This is a genomic window from Priestia sp. SB1 (assembly GCF_038898415.1).
In genome coordinates this window covers 204,637-220,530 of the sequence record NZ_JBBJSS010000002.1, presented here as the reverse complement: position 1 = coordinate 220,530, position 15,894 = coordinate 204,637, and the positions used below count along the sequence as shown (strand labels likewise).

General features: G+C 33.5%; 16 protein-coding genes. 9 read left to right on the top strand and 7 right to left on the bottom strand.

Translation table 11 applies throughout. The features are described from left to right. Nucleotides 1–1,308: an efflux RND transporter periplasmic adaptor subunit gene (locus tag WKH56_RS06470; RefSeq protein ID WP_342834951.1), complete on the bottom strand. Its 1,308-nt coding sequence runs from the start codon at nucleotides 1,306–1,308 to the stop codon at nucleotides 1–3. A 403-nt stretch (nucleotides 1,309–1,711) separates the two neighbouring features. Between WKH56_RS06470 and WKH56_RS06465 the strand changes: the two genes are divergently transcribed. Then, nucleotides 1,712–2,446, top strand: a complete 735-nt coding sequence (locus WKH56_RS06465) for a hypothetical protein (RefSeq protein ID WP_342834950.1) — start codon at nucleotides 1,712–1,714, stop codon at nucleotides 2,444–2,446. A gap of 183 nt (nucleotides 2,447–2,629) precedes the next feature. Here the strand turns inward: WKH56_RS06465 and WKH56_RS06460 are convergent, their stop codons facing one another. After that, complete coding sequence (locus WKH56_RS06460) at nucleotides 2,630–3,535, bottom strand: hypothetical protein (RefSeq protein WP_342834949.1); 906 nt, start codon at nucleotides 3,533–3,535, stop codon at nucleotides 2,630–2,632. Nucleotides 3,536–3,680: 145 nt separating this feature from the next. Next, nucleotides 3,681–3,962, bottom strand: a complete 282-nt coding sequence (locus tag WKH56_RS06455) for a hypothetical protein (RefSeq protein WP_342834948.1) — start codon at nucleotides 3,960–3,962, stop codon at nucleotides 3,681–3,683. A gap of 146 nt (nucleotides 3,963–4,108) precedes the next feature. Between WKH56_RS06455 and WKH56_RS06450 the strand changes: the two genes are divergently transcribed. Then, a complete protein-coding gene (locus tag WKH56_RS06450) occupies nucleotides 4,109–4,258 on the top strand; it encodes a hypothetical protein (protein ID WP_342834947.1) in 150 nt (49 codons plus the stop codon). Between the two features lie 38 nt (nucleotides 4,259–4,296). On the opposite strand, the gene WKH56_RS06445 is transcribed toward WKH56_RS06450, so the two are convergent. Further along, on the bottom strand, nucleotides 4,297–4,968 hold the full coding sequence (locus WKH56_RS06445; protein WP_342834946.1) for a hypothetical protein: 672 nt from the start codon (nucleotides 4,966–4,968) through the stop codon (nucleotides 4,297–4,299). Nucleotides 4,969–5,312: 344 nt separating this feature from the next. After that, nucleotides 5,313–5,579, bottom strand: coding sequence for a hypothetical protein (locus WKH56_RS06440; protein ID WP_342834945.1), 267 nt, complete (start codon nucleotides 5,577–5,579; stop codon nucleotides 5,313–5,315). 159 nt (nucleotides 5,580–5,738) lie between these two features. Between WKH56_RS06440 and WKH56_RS06435 the strand changes: the two genes are divergently transcribed. Beyond that, the gene (locus WKH56_RS06435) at nucleotides 5,739–6,518 is read left to right on the top strand and encodes an SDR family oxidoreductase (RefSeq protein WP_342835592.1); all 780 of its coding nucleotides are present in this window, start codon (nucleotides 5,739–5,741) and stop codon (nucleotides 6,516–6,518) included. 54 nt (nucleotides 6,519–6,572) lie between these two features. On the opposite strand, the gene WKH56_RS06430 is transcribed toward WKH56_RS06435, so the two are convergent. Then, nucleotides 6,573–7,280: a hypothetical protein gene (locus WKH56_RS06430; protein ID WP_342834944.1), complete on the bottom strand. Its 708-nt coding sequence runs from the start codon at nucleotides 7,278–7,280 to the stop codon at nucleotides 6,573–6,575. 169 nt (nucleotides 7,281–7,449) lie between these two features. Between WKH56_RS06430 and accD the strand changes: the two genes are divergently transcribed. The 5 genes from accD to WKH56_RS06405 all read left to right on the top strand — a co-directional run bounded on the left by accD (nucleotide 7,450) and on the right by WKH56_RS06405 (nucleotide 12,168). Further along, entirely contained in the window at nucleotides 7,450–8,301 is an 852-nt protein-coding gene (gene accD / locus WKH56_RS06425; protein ID WP_342834943.1) for an acetyl-CoA carboxylase, carboxyltransferase subunit beta, read from the top strand. 12 nt (nucleotides 8,302–8,313) lie between these two features. Next, nucleotides 8,314–9,264: an acetyl-CoA carboxylase carboxyl transferase subunit alpha gene (accA, locus tag WKH56_RS06420; RefSeq protein WP_342834942.1), complete on the top strand. Its 951-nt coding sequence runs from the start codon at nucleotides 8,314–8,316 to the stop codon at nucleotides 9,262–9,264. A 498-nt stretch (nucleotides 9,265–9,762) separates the two neighbouring features. Continuing rightward, nucleotides 9,763–10,458, top strand: a complete 696-nt coding sequence (locus tag WKH56_RS06415; protein ID WP_342834941.1) for a hypothetical protein — start codon at nucleotides 9,763–9,765, stop codon at nucleotides 10,456–10,458. A gap of 157 nt (nucleotides 10,459–10,615) precedes the next feature. After that, nucleotides 10,616–11,059 (top strand): Dps family protein, encoded by a 444-nt coding sequence (locus tag WKH56_RS06410; protein WP_342834940.1) that lies wholly within the window; start codon nucleotides 10,616–10,618, stop codon nucleotides 11,057–11,059. A gap of 122 nt (nucleotides 11,060–11,181) precedes the next feature. Then, entirely contained in the window at nucleotides 11,182–12,168 is a 987-nt protein-coding gene (locus WKH56_RS06405; protein WP_342834939.1) for a hypothetical protein, read from the top strand. Between the two features lie 70 nt (nucleotides 12,169–12,238). Here the strand turns inward: WKH56_RS06405 and WKH56_RS06400 are convergent, their stop codons facing one another. Continuing rightward, nucleotides 12,239–13,798, bottom strand: coding sequence for an ATP-binding protein (locus WKH56_RS06400; protein WP_342834938.1), 1,560 nt, complete (start codon nucleotides 13,796–13,798; stop codon nucleotides 12,239–12,241). A gap of 753 nt (nucleotides 13,799–14,551) precedes the next feature. Here WKH56_RS06400 and WKH56_RS06395 point away from each other — a divergent pair. After that, the gene (locus WKH56_RS06395; RefSeq protein WP_316910627.1) at nucleotides 14,552–15,742 is read left to right on the top strand and encodes a replication initiator protein A; all 1,191 of its coding nucleotides are present in this window, start codon (nucleotides 14,552–14,554) and stop codon (nucleotides 15,740–15,742) included. Nucleotides 15,743–15,894 lie beyond the last annotated feature (152 nt).

Here is a 15,894-nt window from a genome sequence, read left to right as displayed (position 1 = left end):
TTAATTACCCCCTTGCGTTCCCTTAGATGATCCTAACGTTTTTGTTTTTTCGCCATTACCACCAAAGATAGGGTTTACAGTCTGAGCAGAAGTAACAGGAAGAACTATTTCTTCTCCCTCTTTTAATCCACTTACAATTTCAATGTAATTTTCATTATTTAATCCCGTAGTTACCGGAAAATCTTTTGTTCCGTTAGCTGATTCTACTGTAACTACCTTTTTACCATTCTTTGTTTTCACAGCTTCTACTGGAACCAAAAGAGTATTCTGTTGCTTAGAAACAACAATTTTTGCATTTGCTGTCATTCCTGCTTTTAACTCTTTTGAATCTTTAATAGACACTTCTACATCAAATGTAGATACACCGTTAGTCGTCTTGCCTTGACTTGCAATCTTAATAACTTCACCTTCAAATCTTTCTCCAGAATACGCCCCTGCAGTAATCTCTACTTTTTGCCCAATTTTCACCTTTGGTATATCTAATTCATCTATAGCTAACGCTAATTTAAACTCTGAATAGTTTGTAATAGTTCCGAGTACTGAATTTATATTAATTGTGCTACCTACAGCCGTTTCTTCTGCCACTGTTACTTCGCCATCGAAAGGTGCATAAATCGATTCAGGAACTTCTTGTTTTTCTTTAAGATCTTGAATGCTTTTCTCTGTCCCTCTTATGTCTAATTTTTGCTTTTCAATTTGATTTTCTAAATCTTTGTTTGAGGTTAATTGAATAACATTATTCCCTGATGAAATCCACGTCCCTGGTTCTACATTTATTACTGAAACCTCACCGGTGGCTTTTGCCTTCAATTCCTTAACTTCTCCCTCTTTATCAATTAAAGCCACTGTTTGACCTACTTGCACACTATCCCCTGTAGTTATCAAAACATCCTTAATGGATCCATCATAAGGCGAAAAGATGGCTAAGTTCTTATTGTTTTTCTCCAAATTATTCTCTAATGTTTTTAAATCTATCTTCTGTTTTTCCAAACTAGCTTCTTGTTGAGCTAACTCTTGACCAAAATCTCCTCCCTCAAAAGTAACCAATAAATCTCCCCTTTTAACTAACTTTTGATCTTCTAAATAATTTTCTTTTATTTTCCCGCTAGCGGAAGGGACAATTTTATCAACCGTAGTAGCTTCTACTACACCGTTAGCCGTAATATTAACCTGAATATCGCCTTTAGAAGCAATAATTGTATGCTCTTGTTTAACTACATCGTCTTTATTTAATGCGTTATATCCTACAACTACTACACCACCTGCAATTAATATTGAAGCCGTTATAATAACTGTCTTTTTTCTCAAACAAAACACTCCCTCAAAACAAAAAAAGGATCTACCTCTTCATTAATTTCTCTACTTTTTCTTTACACGCCTGTTTCTTAATTCCTGAAATAGAGTGTTTTTTATAAATATTTATAGAAATAAAAAATTCGTTTTATTTTCTTTTCACTTCCACTTATTAACTTTAAGCACAAAAAAATATAGTATTATCCAGCATTAGGTTGTTCTCTTTTATTTTTTTCACCAATTTTAAAAAACACGTGATTTTTTTCCGATTTTGTTTTTGAGTATTTTATAATATGTACACAACTAATTAATTAAAAAATATAAGACACCTATTGTATGTAAATATAAGAATTTTTTTATCTTCTTTTTTATACTTCATACATTATCCAACAAGGTACATAGCACAAGGAGAGTAATTATGAACTACGAGATTATTTACAGCAGACAATTTATTGTTGTTGGAGACAGATATATCCCCTTATTTCAACACGGAAACAGCGGCCAGTTTAAATTAACCTTAAACGGCAAGAAGACACCTGTTAAAACGTGGAGCGTATTTAATAAAGACAAAACTAACAAGATCTTGTTTTCTGAACGAGAAATTTTTAAATTAGCAAATTCATATAACAGCTACGATTTCTACCGCACTCGAAATTCTTCTTTTAAAGAAGATGAGTTTAAAAGATGGTTTGTTAACGGGACTAATACAGCTAAGTCTGTTGAGTACTTTACCGAACACGGTAATACATTGGTAATTGTCGAAGCGAGCTCTGGAAGTGAAAAAGAACACCCAATCACTTCAACAATTGAGCTTTTAGAAACTCTTGATAAAATTAAAAATAAAAGCGTAATAATTGAAGATGGCATAACGCAACTGAACTTACGTTTTAACGAACAAAATTTAAATTTACCTAGACAACAACGCAACCGTAGCGAGTACAAGGAATACCCTTTTTATTTTGTCTTATCTTCCAATGAAGGCTATTACATTAGAAAATTAAATTCAGTATGTTTATGTTCAAAAGGTAAGGATAAACATTCTGTAGCAAGGAAATTTAAAACTGAAAAAGATGCCGAGAAGTACCTAAAGCAATATAAGATCGTAAGAGAAAAGTTTACTATTGAAAAAGTAGACGAATCAGTTATTCTTTAAAGCAGATACTTGGAGGCTATTAGATAAAATGCGTATTAATGATGAATGGTGCGATTTGTGTAGGGATAAAATGAAAGAAGTCAGTGTATTATACGGAGACAGAAAAATAGAGATTAGCATTTGTGAGCATTGTTATTCACTCTGTTCAGAATGTGTCCCATACGAAAAAAAAGGAAAAGTTAGTTAACTAACTTTTCCTTTTCGTTTATTTATAAATAATATGCCTGCTAATACAGCGACAACCAAACCAATAATTGTATATAAGCGCGTTTTGTCTTTCTTTTCAGCTTCTTCTTTTAAGGCCTTTTCATTCGCTTTATCAGCTGCTATCTGTTGTTGGTTCTCTGTCTTTAATTCATTTACATCTTTTTTTAAGTCTGAATTTACATTTACATCTTCAGGAATAGAATTTACTTCTTTATAATCCTTTACATCATCCATTTCTACTTCTTTGCCATTCTCAACGTTCGCATATACAGGTTGACCATTTGGTTGAGTGAACTTGTATATTAAATATGCGCCAAGAGCGGTGTATAAGAACTTTGATTTATTTGGTACCGGCCCAGTATATCGATGTTTTCTCTTATAGTCGTAGTCAGATGAATCTTTTGATAAGTTATTATTGCCATTAATATTTTGTTGATTCGTAGCTGCATTATTTTGTGAATTAGTAGTAGCTTTTTTCGTTTCAGGTGTTTCCGTTTTATTTTGGGTTTTAGTATCAGGTTTAGTAAGTGAAACTTTACCAGTATCTTTTTTAGCTTCTGAATTACTCGATTGTGTATTAGTAGTAGTTTTTTTAGTTGTGTCTGAAGTAGAAGGCTTATAACTTTTTACTCCCGATTTATAACTGCTTCCGCTACTTTTGGGACTAGAACTTGAACTCGTGCTTGGTTTAGAACTAGAACTTGAAGAACTTGAACTAGATTTATAGCTTGATCCTGAGCTATAACTAGACCTGGAACTGTAGCTAGACCTAGAACTTGAGCTGTATCCTCCTCTACTACCAGAGCTAAAAGCCTGTGCGACCTGTATATTTGTTGATAACACAAAGATAGATGATAAAACAATTAGCATTACTTTTTTCATTTGAAGTCCCCTTTTTCCATTGCTTTTTCTCTTTAAATAACGTTGTTTTCATAATTTCTATGTAATAAATAACATAATTCCCTTATTTTATATATACGGTTGAAACACAAAAAAGTTTCAATAGAGTTCCTTATAAAAGCCTATTCTAAAAGGGCAGTCCAGTTGTTTGTTTTAGTTTTTGTTTAACCAGTAGGCTAACAGGTTTAGGAAAGTCCTTCAAAACCTTATTACCGTACTTTACCTTCTTTTCGTTAATTTTCTCTTGTTGCTCTTTTATTTCACAACTTTTTGCAAAAACATACATAAACTCTTTCTTTTCCATCAAATCAAATTCAATCTGTAACCACTTAGCAATGTGTGTTGCTTGAGTCTCTACCTTTTCATTAGACTGTACTTCAATTTCCGAAAAAAACATTTCACCTTGCATTTAAAATTCCTCTTTAAATCTCTATTCATTCCCTGACATTATAGAGGTCTTTTTTCAAAACATATTTAAATTCTTTAAATTGTTTTTCGCTTTTTCTTTCTTTTTTAACAATTATCATTAGACTGCTACGCAGGAGGTGATACACTATGAAAAAATATCTATTAGGTGTTGCTACCGGTGTAGCTGCAGCTGTATTAGCAGTTAAATACAAAGAGGAAATTAATGCTTATTGTGATTCTTTGTTAGCTGAATGCGAACTAGAAGAAAAATGTAAGTTTTGTTTTTGCAAAAAATAATAAAAGAAGAGGAAACGAACCCTCTTCTTTTTTGCGCTCTATTTAGTTTGTGAACCAAACGTTTTATGCCATTCGTTATCTTCTAATATCTCACCGTTCTCAGCAACATATCCTACAATCAATTGCCCACTTTTTATCTTTAAATCCTTTTCCAAATAAGAAACCATTTCTTTAAACTCTTTATTATCCGTAGTCTTCTTTTTACGAGGAAGCGACACACGAACTGTTACATACACATCACGGTCTTTGTAAGAACCCATATTTAAAGGGGAAAGGCGTAGCTTTTCACCTATCTCATCGTCATAATATGCAAGTACATCCGCTTTCTTTCCGAGCTTTTTATGAACATAAGGAAGAGTATCTTTTCTAACATCATCAGACCATTTTTGCGCAACATACGTATCTACTAATTTATTAGTTTCCCCACTACGATAAATAACAAATTGCGTTCCTGTTTTTTTGTCTTCCGCTTTAGCAGCATAATCATAATTCATATTGCCCATATTGTCATAAACTGTTCCGATGAGGTGAACTGAACTGCTGAAATGTTCACTAATGTAGCTTTTTGCTTCTTTTTGGATCTCCTCTGTTTTTGCATTACTTGGCTTCATACTAAGGTTATAAACAACTACTGTGATAACGATAACCCCAACAATGACACTTGCCGATATAATGCCAAAGCGCAGCATATTAGATTTTTGTTTAGCCAAATTATTTGCCCCTCTTTCCTTTTTAACAAACACCAAAATTAAACATCTTTGGATATTTTAACATAAAACGTGTTTAAATGTTTTAGTAGTTTCACATTTGTTAATTTGACTCTATATTTTAGTGCACGAAACTACTTAAAAGAGTTATTATGTGAGTAAACACAAAGAAGAGGAAGATTACTTATGACCAACACACCTTATAAATGCCCACAATGTAACGAAACAGTTGAGCTAAAAGAACACATAAACATCTGCAAATGCGGGACAAGAATTAAAGTTCTGAAATAACTGCAATAAAAGAAGTCTTCAACTACGCACATCTTATGCGAGTTGAAGACTTCTTTTTACAGTTCATAATATTCCTTATATGCTGCAATCCAATTATCTTTACTTTGTTGAACTTTAGTATCTCTTACTCTTACCTCTTCATTCAGTGGTCCTAAGTTCATTTCGCCTGTTCCGTGATATTCTAGATACTCTCTTACCCACTGGCTTACAGGCAATTCTTTGCTTTCTTTCATCTTAACTTCTGACATAAAATTAACACTCCAATTTTGTTTGTTACTAGTAGCATAAGCAACAATTATAATATTATCCGCCAACTTTTTCATTAAATGCTACTTATTAGAACGTTTTCAATGAGCTGTCAGAATTATTTTTCATTTAGTACCCCTATTTAATTCACGTTATTTTTAACATATAATGTGTAAGCATTATTGAAAAACGTAACTCAACAAATGGGTACGCATTACTTGGAGGATTACTTACATATGGAAGATATCTTAAAACTAAAGAATAAAAATATCGTAGTTATGGGCGTAGCAAACGAGCGCAGTTTAGCCTGGGGAGTTGCAAAATCACTATATGCAACCGGAGCAAATGTTATTTATACATATAGATCAGATCGTTCACTAAAAAAACTAACAGACATTATCAATAAAAACGACTTACCACAACCTCTTGTTGTACAGTGTGATGCTAATGATGACGCCAGCATTAAAGAAGCGTTTCAACGAATTGGTGAATCTGTTGGTGTTATTCACGGTATCGTACACTCTCTAGCAAGTTCTAAGAAAGAAGATCTTCGAGGAGACTTTATTAATACTTCTAGAGAAGGTTATGCATTTGCTCAAGATACAAGCGCATACTCTCTTATTGCCGTAGCAAGAGAAGCTAAACCTTATATGACAGAAGGGGGTTCTATCATTACTATGAGCTATCTAGGAGCTGAAAGAGCGGTTCCAGGATACAATGTTATGGGCGTTGCAAAAGCAGCCTTAGAATCAAGCGTGAAATACCTATCACTTGACCTTGGAAAAGATAACATTCGAGTTAATGCTATTTCTGCCGGAGCGGTTAAAACAGTATCAGCAAAAGGTGTAGGTTCGTTCAATGAAATTCTTCACAAAATTGAAGAAGAAGCTCCATTAAAAAAGAACGTTACAAAAGAAGAAGTTGGCGATATGAGTGTTGCTATGCTTAGTCACTTATCTCGCGGTGTTACTGGTGAAGTAGTATATGTAGATTCAGGCTTCAACATTTTAGGTTAATTCTAAGACCAAAAGAGCGACTTAACACTAATTATGTTAAGCCGCTCTTTTTTATTAGGACGCAGTATATTTCTGTAGTTCCTCAATTATTTGCTTTGCCTCTTCCTTATTAATAATTAAGTAGGAAAGCTGTGCTTCGCCAGCTATATATTCATTAGATTCTCCTCGAACTAATAGTGACTTTTTAATGGCGAATTCTTTCTTAAATTCGTTTACACCAAACTCAATAATACTTTTCATTTCTTTTTTCTTCGGAACGTCCATTTTTGCTATGGACTCTATATTTGAGAACCACTCAACATCTTTTAAATTGCTATCGTTTTCTTCTCTTTCCTTAGCAAAAAAGTTGAAGTGTTCTAGTAATTCTTCCTCATTTTTATATACCTGACCATCGCTTGTAATAACACCATTGTATTCTTCCATATCCATTATATTGTGAACGCGGTTATGAATGAAATCCAATAAGCTATCAGTATCTTCAAGCATCACCCTCACGCTATTACCGTCACCTTCACCGACAACCTCAAAATAAAAATATTCTTCAGCCTGATTATACTCAATCTCAAACTCGGTTAGAGTAGTTGTGTCGGCCCCTTCCCTCTGAATAGCTTCTACCAGCGTAAAAGAAATTCTAGGCGGCTTATCATAATACAAGACGTTAAAAGTTAGAATATCGTTAGCAATTAACTCATCCAAAAAGTCACATCTTCCACACAATAGATCCTCTAATTCAACAACGATTCTATCAAACCAACTCTCCATTTTTAGCACTCCTTGTCATTAAAGCTTAGTAGTCGCCATTATTAACAGAATATTTTACAAGCATACTTCCATCAAGCATTCCGGCAAATCCATTAAAGGTTTTTATCTTTTTCTCCTAAAAACTTTATAAGTACTTAAGTGGTCTGACCACTCAAAAAGGAGTAACCCAATGTTAAAAAATTTCTTCTCAAAAAATAAACTTATAACACAAACTCAAGAAGTCAAATCAAAAATTATTGACAACGTACCTAAAGGCTTGTTTAGCAAATGTTCTTCTTGTAACAATATTACCTACACAAAAGAATTAAAAAATAATTTATTTGTATGTCCCACTTGTGGTCACCATATGCCCACCTCTGCTAAAGACCGTATTGAATTCCTTATAGATGCTGGTACTTTTGTCGAATATGATAAAAAACTTTCTTCAGACAACCCACTGAATTTCGAGGGTTATAAAGATAAACTTAAACAAGATATGAAAAAAACAAAGATGAACGATGCCATTATGACGGGCGAAGGAACAATTAACGAATTTCCTGTTGTTGTTGGTGTGATGGATTCCAATTTCCGTATGGGGAGTATGGGATCTGTAGTAGGAGAAAAAATTACTCGTGCTATTGAAAAAGCTATTGAAAAGAAAGTGCCTTTTATTCTATTTTCTGCTTCTGGTGGTGCTCGAATGCAAGAAGGTGTTCTTAGCTTAATGCAGATGGCTAAAACTAGCGCAGCGCTTGATAAAATGAATAAAGAAGGCTTGTTATTTATTTCTTATCTTACTCACCCTACTACTGGTGGTGTATCAGCTAGTTTTGCCTCACTAGGCGATATTAATATTTCAGAACCAAAAGCTCTAATTGGCTTTGCTGGTAGAAGAATAATTGAACAAACGATTAGGCAGGAACTTCCTGATGATTTCCAAACCGCTGAATTCCTATTAAAAAATGGTCAGCTTGATATGATTGTCCCCCGTAAAGAAATGAAAGATAATTTAACTACAATTCTTAAAATCCATTCTCTATAAGGAGTAATTGCTTTGACTAAAGAAACTAATGTTATTGAAGAACTAGAACAGTTAGAACTTAAGATTGCTGAATTAAAGAAATTTTCTACAGAACAAAATATTGATTTATCAGATGATATTTCTTCTCTACAAACAAAATTTGAAACCCTTCAAAAAAACGCCCACGAACGTATTACCCCTTGGGAGAGAGTAAAACTTGCTCGTCATATTGAACGCCCTACTTCCCTTGATTATATTCGTTATTTGTTTAATGACTTTATAGAACTACACGGTGATCGTTTATATGGTGATGACGAAGCTATTGTAAGTGGGATTGCATTATTCCAAGGCAAACCCGTAACAGTTATTGGACACCAAAAAGGAAAAACAACTAAGGAAAATTTACAACGTAACTTTGGTATGCCTCACCCCGAAGGCTATCGAAAAGCTTTAAGATTAATGCAACAAGCTAATAAGTTTAACCGCCCTATTATCTGTTTCATTAATACAGCAGGTGCATACCCTGGGAAAGAAGCGGAAGAACGTGGTCAATCGGAAGCAATTGCTCGTAACTTGCGCGAAATGGCCGGACTTACTGTTCCTATTATTTGTATTGTTATTGGTGAAGGTGGTAGCGGTGGCGCACTAGCTTTAGGTGTTGGAAATCATATCTTTATGCTAGAGAATACATACTACAGTGTTATCTCACCAGAAGGAGCTGCTTCATTACTCTGGAAGGACTCTTCTAAAGCTCAGACAGCGGCTGAGACAATGAAGATTACTCCTCCTGACCTCTTAGAACTAGGAGCTATTGATGGAATTATTCCAGAGGTTTTAGGCGGAGCTCAAAAGAATATCCCTCTTCAAGCTGAGTACATACACAACCAATTAGAAAAATCATTAACTGAGCTTTCTAAATTTAAAAAAGAGGAACTAGCGGAACATAGATACAAAAAATTCCGTGTAATAGGCAGTTTTATATAAATTGAAAGAACCTTATTAACTCGATTATCCGCGGTTAAATAAGGTTCTTTTTTTAGAGTCTTTTCTTAGAAAGCTGTTTGCTATACTATTAGTATTGTAATTCTTAAGCAAAATCACTGCTGAATACATATATTAACCAACAAATAATTAACTATATGAGGTATCTTTTGATGTCTGATTACCAATACGAAGCCTAGTGTCACGGCTGTTTTATTAAACAACCAGTTAACCATATTCCCTTATGCAAATCCTGCAATAATAAGAAAAAAAGAGACCTTGTTAGAACACGCAGCTACGATTCTTCCGTATTAACCTCTCACCTTTTAAGTGAAGAAGCAAAAGAAAACGTTAGAAAAGATATTATCTTTAAGTATGGTTCTGATCTTGAGTTATTTTCTGATAGTACATACCGTTCCTTAAATTAAGGTTTATTTATAATTTACTCCTGCTAATATTTTTTCGTATTAAAATATTAAAAACTTAAAGGAGATATTCTATATGAAAAACAGGTTTAATAACACAAACAACTTAAAAGACGAATCTCTTTCTAAAAAGATTACAGTAGTCTCAGAAATACCAGAAGAAATGCCCAAAGAGTACTCACACGAATACACAGCCAATTCTATGTCTTTTAATTTTATTGAGGCTTTTTCCTTAAGAGAAACATACGTTAAAGCTGGAATGATAGGTTTTGTTTCTTGGAGATGGATAAATCCGCTAGTCCAATGGATTAACGGAAGAAAATGTCTTGAAATAATGGCCGGCAGAGGTTGGCTCTCACACGCATTGCGTTTAAAAGGAATTGATGTTAAATCAACAGATAACTTTTCTTGGCAAGGTAACGACACACTTTGGGGAAATTTAGATACACTAACTGATATCGAAAGTATAGATGCCGTAGATGCTGTAGAAAAATACGGATCTGAAACAGATATTGTTATCTGCAGCTTTCCTCAAGCTAACGACACTGCGTTTAGAGCACTAGAAAAATTATACGAAGTAAACCCTAATGCAATGTTTGTTTTCATTGGAGAGATAAATATTGAAATTTGTGCTAATAGCGATTTCTTTAATCATTTCAATATAATTAATGATAAAGAATTCCTTTTAGCTTCTGATAATTATCAGAGTTGGTCTGGTTTCCCTTCTCGCTTACTTCTAGGAAGATATGGATTGAAACAGACCCAAAGTTAATAACAATACACCTTAAAACCCTTTTTGCGAAGGGTTTTTTTCTTTTAGAAATTACTCTTACCAAATAATCGCTTAGCACTTTTTTCATTTTCTTTACATATTTTTTCATTTCAGATTATGATACTTTTACTTTCTTTTAATACGAGGTGATGTTTTAGTGTCAAATCAATTACATACTTTTTTAAACCAACAAGTAGCGAACTTCGCTGTTTTAACAGAGAAGCTTCACCACTTTCATTATTATGTGAATGGGTCTAGTTTCTTTACATTACACAACGAATTACGTGAAGAGTTTAAGTATTCTTTTGAGAGAGTAGATGACTTTTCAGAACGTCTACTAATGGTAGGTGGAAAACCAATTACATCTTTAAAAGAATATTTAGAGCACACAACACTTGTTGAAAACCAAAAAGAGTTTAAAGATGCTCAGAGTATGTTAGAAACCGTCATCAAAGATTATACTCAATTAGTTTCTGAGTTAAAGACAGGTATTGAATTAGCTGATGCTGCTAATGATCCTGTAAGTGAAGATTTCTTTATTGGTATTATTACTTATTTTGAGGACCGCATTTGGCAATTCAAATCATTTTTAGGTAAATAAGAGCTTAGGCTCTTATTTTTTTATGTCACCAGATATACATCCTTATAAATTGATTTTTTTCCTTATTTTCTTAAATAACACTCTATAATATTCCCATAAACTTACTTAAAGGAGTGTTCAAAATGAGCGCATTAAATGCATTAACAGAAACTAATCAATCTAACAAATTAACTTCAGAGGAATTGAGTTATCAAGAAGCTTCCAACCTTGAAACTTTATTTGTAAATGATGAGGAACAGTTAGCAAGAGTCTTTCCAGATTCCACCTTAAGTCAAAGCGCACTTGTCGAAGAAGAAAGAATTGAAAAAGAAATCACTCAAGTTTTTGGGAATTCCACTTTGAATTGTTCTAATAAAATAGTAGATATAAAAGATAAAATTAAAAAGGAAGAGCAAACAAACCAAGCGAATAATACCCTTCCCCCTTCTATATTAGAGGACCGTTCAAACGATATCCAAAGAGGTTTGTCACAATTGACTTTAGATATCTTAATTAATGAAACTGAGGAAACAACACCACCTAATACTAGCGATATTAATGAAGAAAAAGCCGCTACCGGCAACACTACGGATGATTTAAGTACTTATTCCTCCGAAGAAAAAGATTCTATTACTCCTGAAGACAGTAATAAGAATGAACCTAAAGAAACTGTTGAACCTTCCAATGTTTTGGGAAAGAGCGGAGAAAAGAAAGAGTTATCCAATACAACAGTTTTAGATACCAAAGAACTCGATAGTATCGATGAAGAAAACTCTTATATTTCAAGCATTCCTACTGAACTGAAACAAACTGAGCAAGAAGCAAGCGAACTAGAAGAACTAGATGCCACTGCTGTTAATCATAATTCTATTAATATTGTTAAGAAAACAGTAAAAGAATGCGATAATGTCACAATTAACTATATAGCAGAATGCATAGCTGATAGAACCATAACAAAGTACAAGCATTTTGAGCTTTGTATTAAAGATAGCTGGACACTAAAGCCTGGTAAGAAACCTAAACATTTAGCTAAACTAACATCTGAAGCTAAAGGTGGAGACGTTTCAAACCCAGTACAAGATATGGAACTTTTAAAGCGTGGCTTAAAAAATCTCTTAATTAAGTTATGATTTTTCAAGAGAAACATCCAAATATAAAGAAAAAGCTTGTCTTAATATTAAGACAAGCTTTTTAACTCTTTTATTTACTTAAAATTTCTTTCACTAAATGACCTAAACCTAAGTTCTCCAAAATCGCTTCTTTTACTTCTTTAGGAGTAGAATTACTTTTTAGAGTTTTACCAACCGCTGCAGAATAACTTACCGCATCCATATAATTAACTTCAGGAGCGACTGTAGCAGTTTGCTTGTCACTAAAGTCCACTGAGCTAAGATCAGAAACTAATTCCGTCAGAGACTTTCCACTATATTCGCCTAAGTCAGGCTTATCACGCTTAAGAGAATCAGTAAGAGGTTTGTGTTTCTTTTGTAACGCATCAAATATTTCATCTGAATTAGCAGTTCTTAAAAACTCATTAACACTTTCCGCGCTAGCAATTTTATCCTTTTCATCCCATTCTTTTATTGGGCTAGCCTCCCATATCTGTGATGACCTTGCTTTTGCTCTCTTGTTTGTTTCTTCCATTTCTTCTGCATCAATAATATCTGCCATTTTTCGCATATAAGGTCTAATTGCATCGCTAAGCTGACTAGCTAACCTTGACGTTGGCTTAACATTCTCCTTATGGAAGTCCATATTTATTTCATTATCTAACTCACTTTTAAAGTAAATCTCTATTCTAAATCTTGTTTTAGCACCATTTTTGTCTCCAAACAAATTAAGTGTTGCTCGTGCTGGAGCAACCAACCTTTGCTCTCTAAAGAAATAAATACCCTGATTTGCTTTTGTAACAGGCACTTCATCACGTTTTTTTGGTCGAGCAACTATTTCATCGTATTCATTTCTAGCAAAAGGTTTTGGCATAACGGCAGCAGTAATTAAAACCATTGTAGTAGCATCTCTACCGCCATCCGAGTAAGAAATTTTCACTTCTTCTCTATCCGCTACAATTTGTGTTTCTTGATCGTTACGCATTAAACAATCAATAGGTTTAATTCTTTTTCCTTTACCAGGAACATCACTAACAGTGAACGAAAGACCTTTTTCAATAAAATTCTTAAAGTACTTACCAATATAAATTTCCATTTGATTAGCATATGTAGTTGCGCTAGGATCAAATCGATCACAATCAGCTATACGAATGACTGTACCTGATCTTTTACCTCTTCCTAATTTACTAAGGAAAAAATTCGCTTCATCTTCAGTAGCTTCTCGGATTTCTGCTTCAAACTTATTTTTTTCTTCCATCTTATCTACATCAAATTCTGCATACATTACAATTCCACTTTTAGCTGTCATTGTAAAAATCTCAAATTTTCTACTTAAACTTAGAGCGGCAGTTTTCCATCCCATACCATACTTACCAAGTTCGTCAATTCCACCCTTGGACAATTCAGCTAATGTTAGAGAAGCTTTCAATGCATCTGTTGACATTCCCATACCATCGTCAACTACTAATAGGTTTTTCTTTCCCTGATCGCTAATATAAGCATACAAATCAATTTCCCTGGCATTTGCATCTACTGCATTATCTAGCAATTCTGCTGTGGCTGCTTTAATATCAAAACCAGTGTTTCTTAAAACCGTAAAAATTCTTACACTGGGAGTTATATCTACAGTATTACTATGTTGTTCCTTCAATTAGGTCACCTATCCAATCATTTCTTATTACATCTATCTTTTTTACTATTTAATTGTTTTTTTCTTAAAAAAAATAATTAAATTCTAAATATCTTGATTTATAAAAAACCCCAAAAAGTAAAAAACCCATTTATTTTTTTTGGGCGAAATATATAAAGGGTCACAACTCTATCTACTATTTTTAAACTAAACTTCTTTATTTGTAAAGATAAAATTACAATAACAGCTACAAGTTTTTAATTTCCGTAATATAGCCATACTGTTATTAGCAAATATATAAATATTTTGAATTAATGTTAAAAAGTTTGAAAGGTGCAATTAAGGTACGGTACTTTTCCTTTCTTTTTAGAAAAAGGTGCAACGGAGGTACGGTACTTTCCTTTCTTTTTAGAAAAAGGTGCAATTAAGGTACGGTACTTTCCCTCTCTTTTTTTAGAAAAAGGTGCAATTAAGGTACGGTACTTTCCCTCTCTTTTTTTAGAAAAAGGTGCAACGGAGGTACGGTACTTTCCCTCTCTTTTTAGAAAAAGGTGCAACGGAGGTACGGTACTTTCCCTCTCTTTTTAGAAAAAGGTGCAATTAAGGTACGGTACTTTCCTTTCTTTTTAGAAAAAGGTGCAATTAAGGTACGGTACTTTCCCTCTCTTTTTAGAAAAAGGTGCAACGGAGATACGGTACTATTTTCTCATTTAACTTGTGGATTCCACATTTTTCTTTTAAACTATAGGCAAGTAATTCAAGGAGGTTGTACCAATGAGTGTATTCTCAGATAAAGTAAAGGATTTTGCAGCCGAACTTATTCAAAATGATAAGAAGGATGACGAAGCAACATTTTTAGAAGCAGCTAAAAGAATAGAAGCAATGCGCAAATTTAAACTTAATGATTTTAAAGATGCAAAAGATCTTCTGCAGGAAGAAGAGTTAAAACTATATAAACAAAAAGAAAAGAACGGAAAAGTCATTGAAAAATCAGTCATTGAAACTATTGAAACAGCCGTAAAATTAGTCGAAAAAGCTAGAGAGCTTAGGCGTGTTAACAGTCGATTAACAAGTAAGGTTGATACTAACATTTTAAACGCCACTCCTTTTTATCCAGGCAGAAGTAAAAAATTAATTGATCAAGGGAAAAAGCAAGGCTATATAACGTTTGAGCAGGAAGGAGTTAGAAAACTAACTTATCACAATGATATGGGACTTCTTTTAACGCTAAATGATGCGAAGACACTCTTTGCTTTATTCGCTCTATGGGACGACCAAGGACAAAATAGTTGGCTTTCATTCACTGAGTATCAATTGCTAGACAAAATGAATATGGGGTATGGTGGCCGCCAATATCAAATGTTGAGGGACTCACTTGAAAAACTAAGAAATACTTCTGTTGTCTTTCAAGATGCATACGATATTAAAACAGGAACAAGATATGTTACAGAACGTTTTAATCTTATTATTGCTGATAGAGAATTTGTTGATGAAGATCAGAGCGGAAGAGTTAGATCAAGAAAATACGAAATTCAATTTTCTCCACACATATATGAGTCCATTGAGAACGGATATTATTCTCTAATCAGTCTAGCCTTATGGGATGAACTTAGAACAGATACTAGCAAGGCAATTTATTCTATGATAAGTGGAATAGGTAATATGGCGAACAAAGAAGAATACATTAGAGAAGACCAAACTTATCTACTTCCAATCAATGTCGTCTACAAACAATTAAAGTTGGAATCACCAAAACCAGTCCGAAACAAAGAAGTTGTAGAAAGAGCTTGCGAAGATTTAGTAAATGCAGAAGTCATAGAAAAGTTTTACTTTATGGGTTCAGAAAAAGGAAATAGAGTCCATTCTTTAGTTATTAAACCATCTGAATGGTTAATTAATATCCTTTCAAAAACCAAACAAAAACCGCTTATAAACGGTGAACAATTAAACTTACCACTTAATTAAACGCTACAATTCGTAGCGTTTTTTATTTTCTAAAAAAAATTTTAATTTTTTTTTTAGTGTAAACAGGCATCTAGGGTACGATACTTTCATCTAAACAGGCATCTAGGGTACGATACCCCTTTTTTTCACAAACAGGCATCTAGGGTACGATA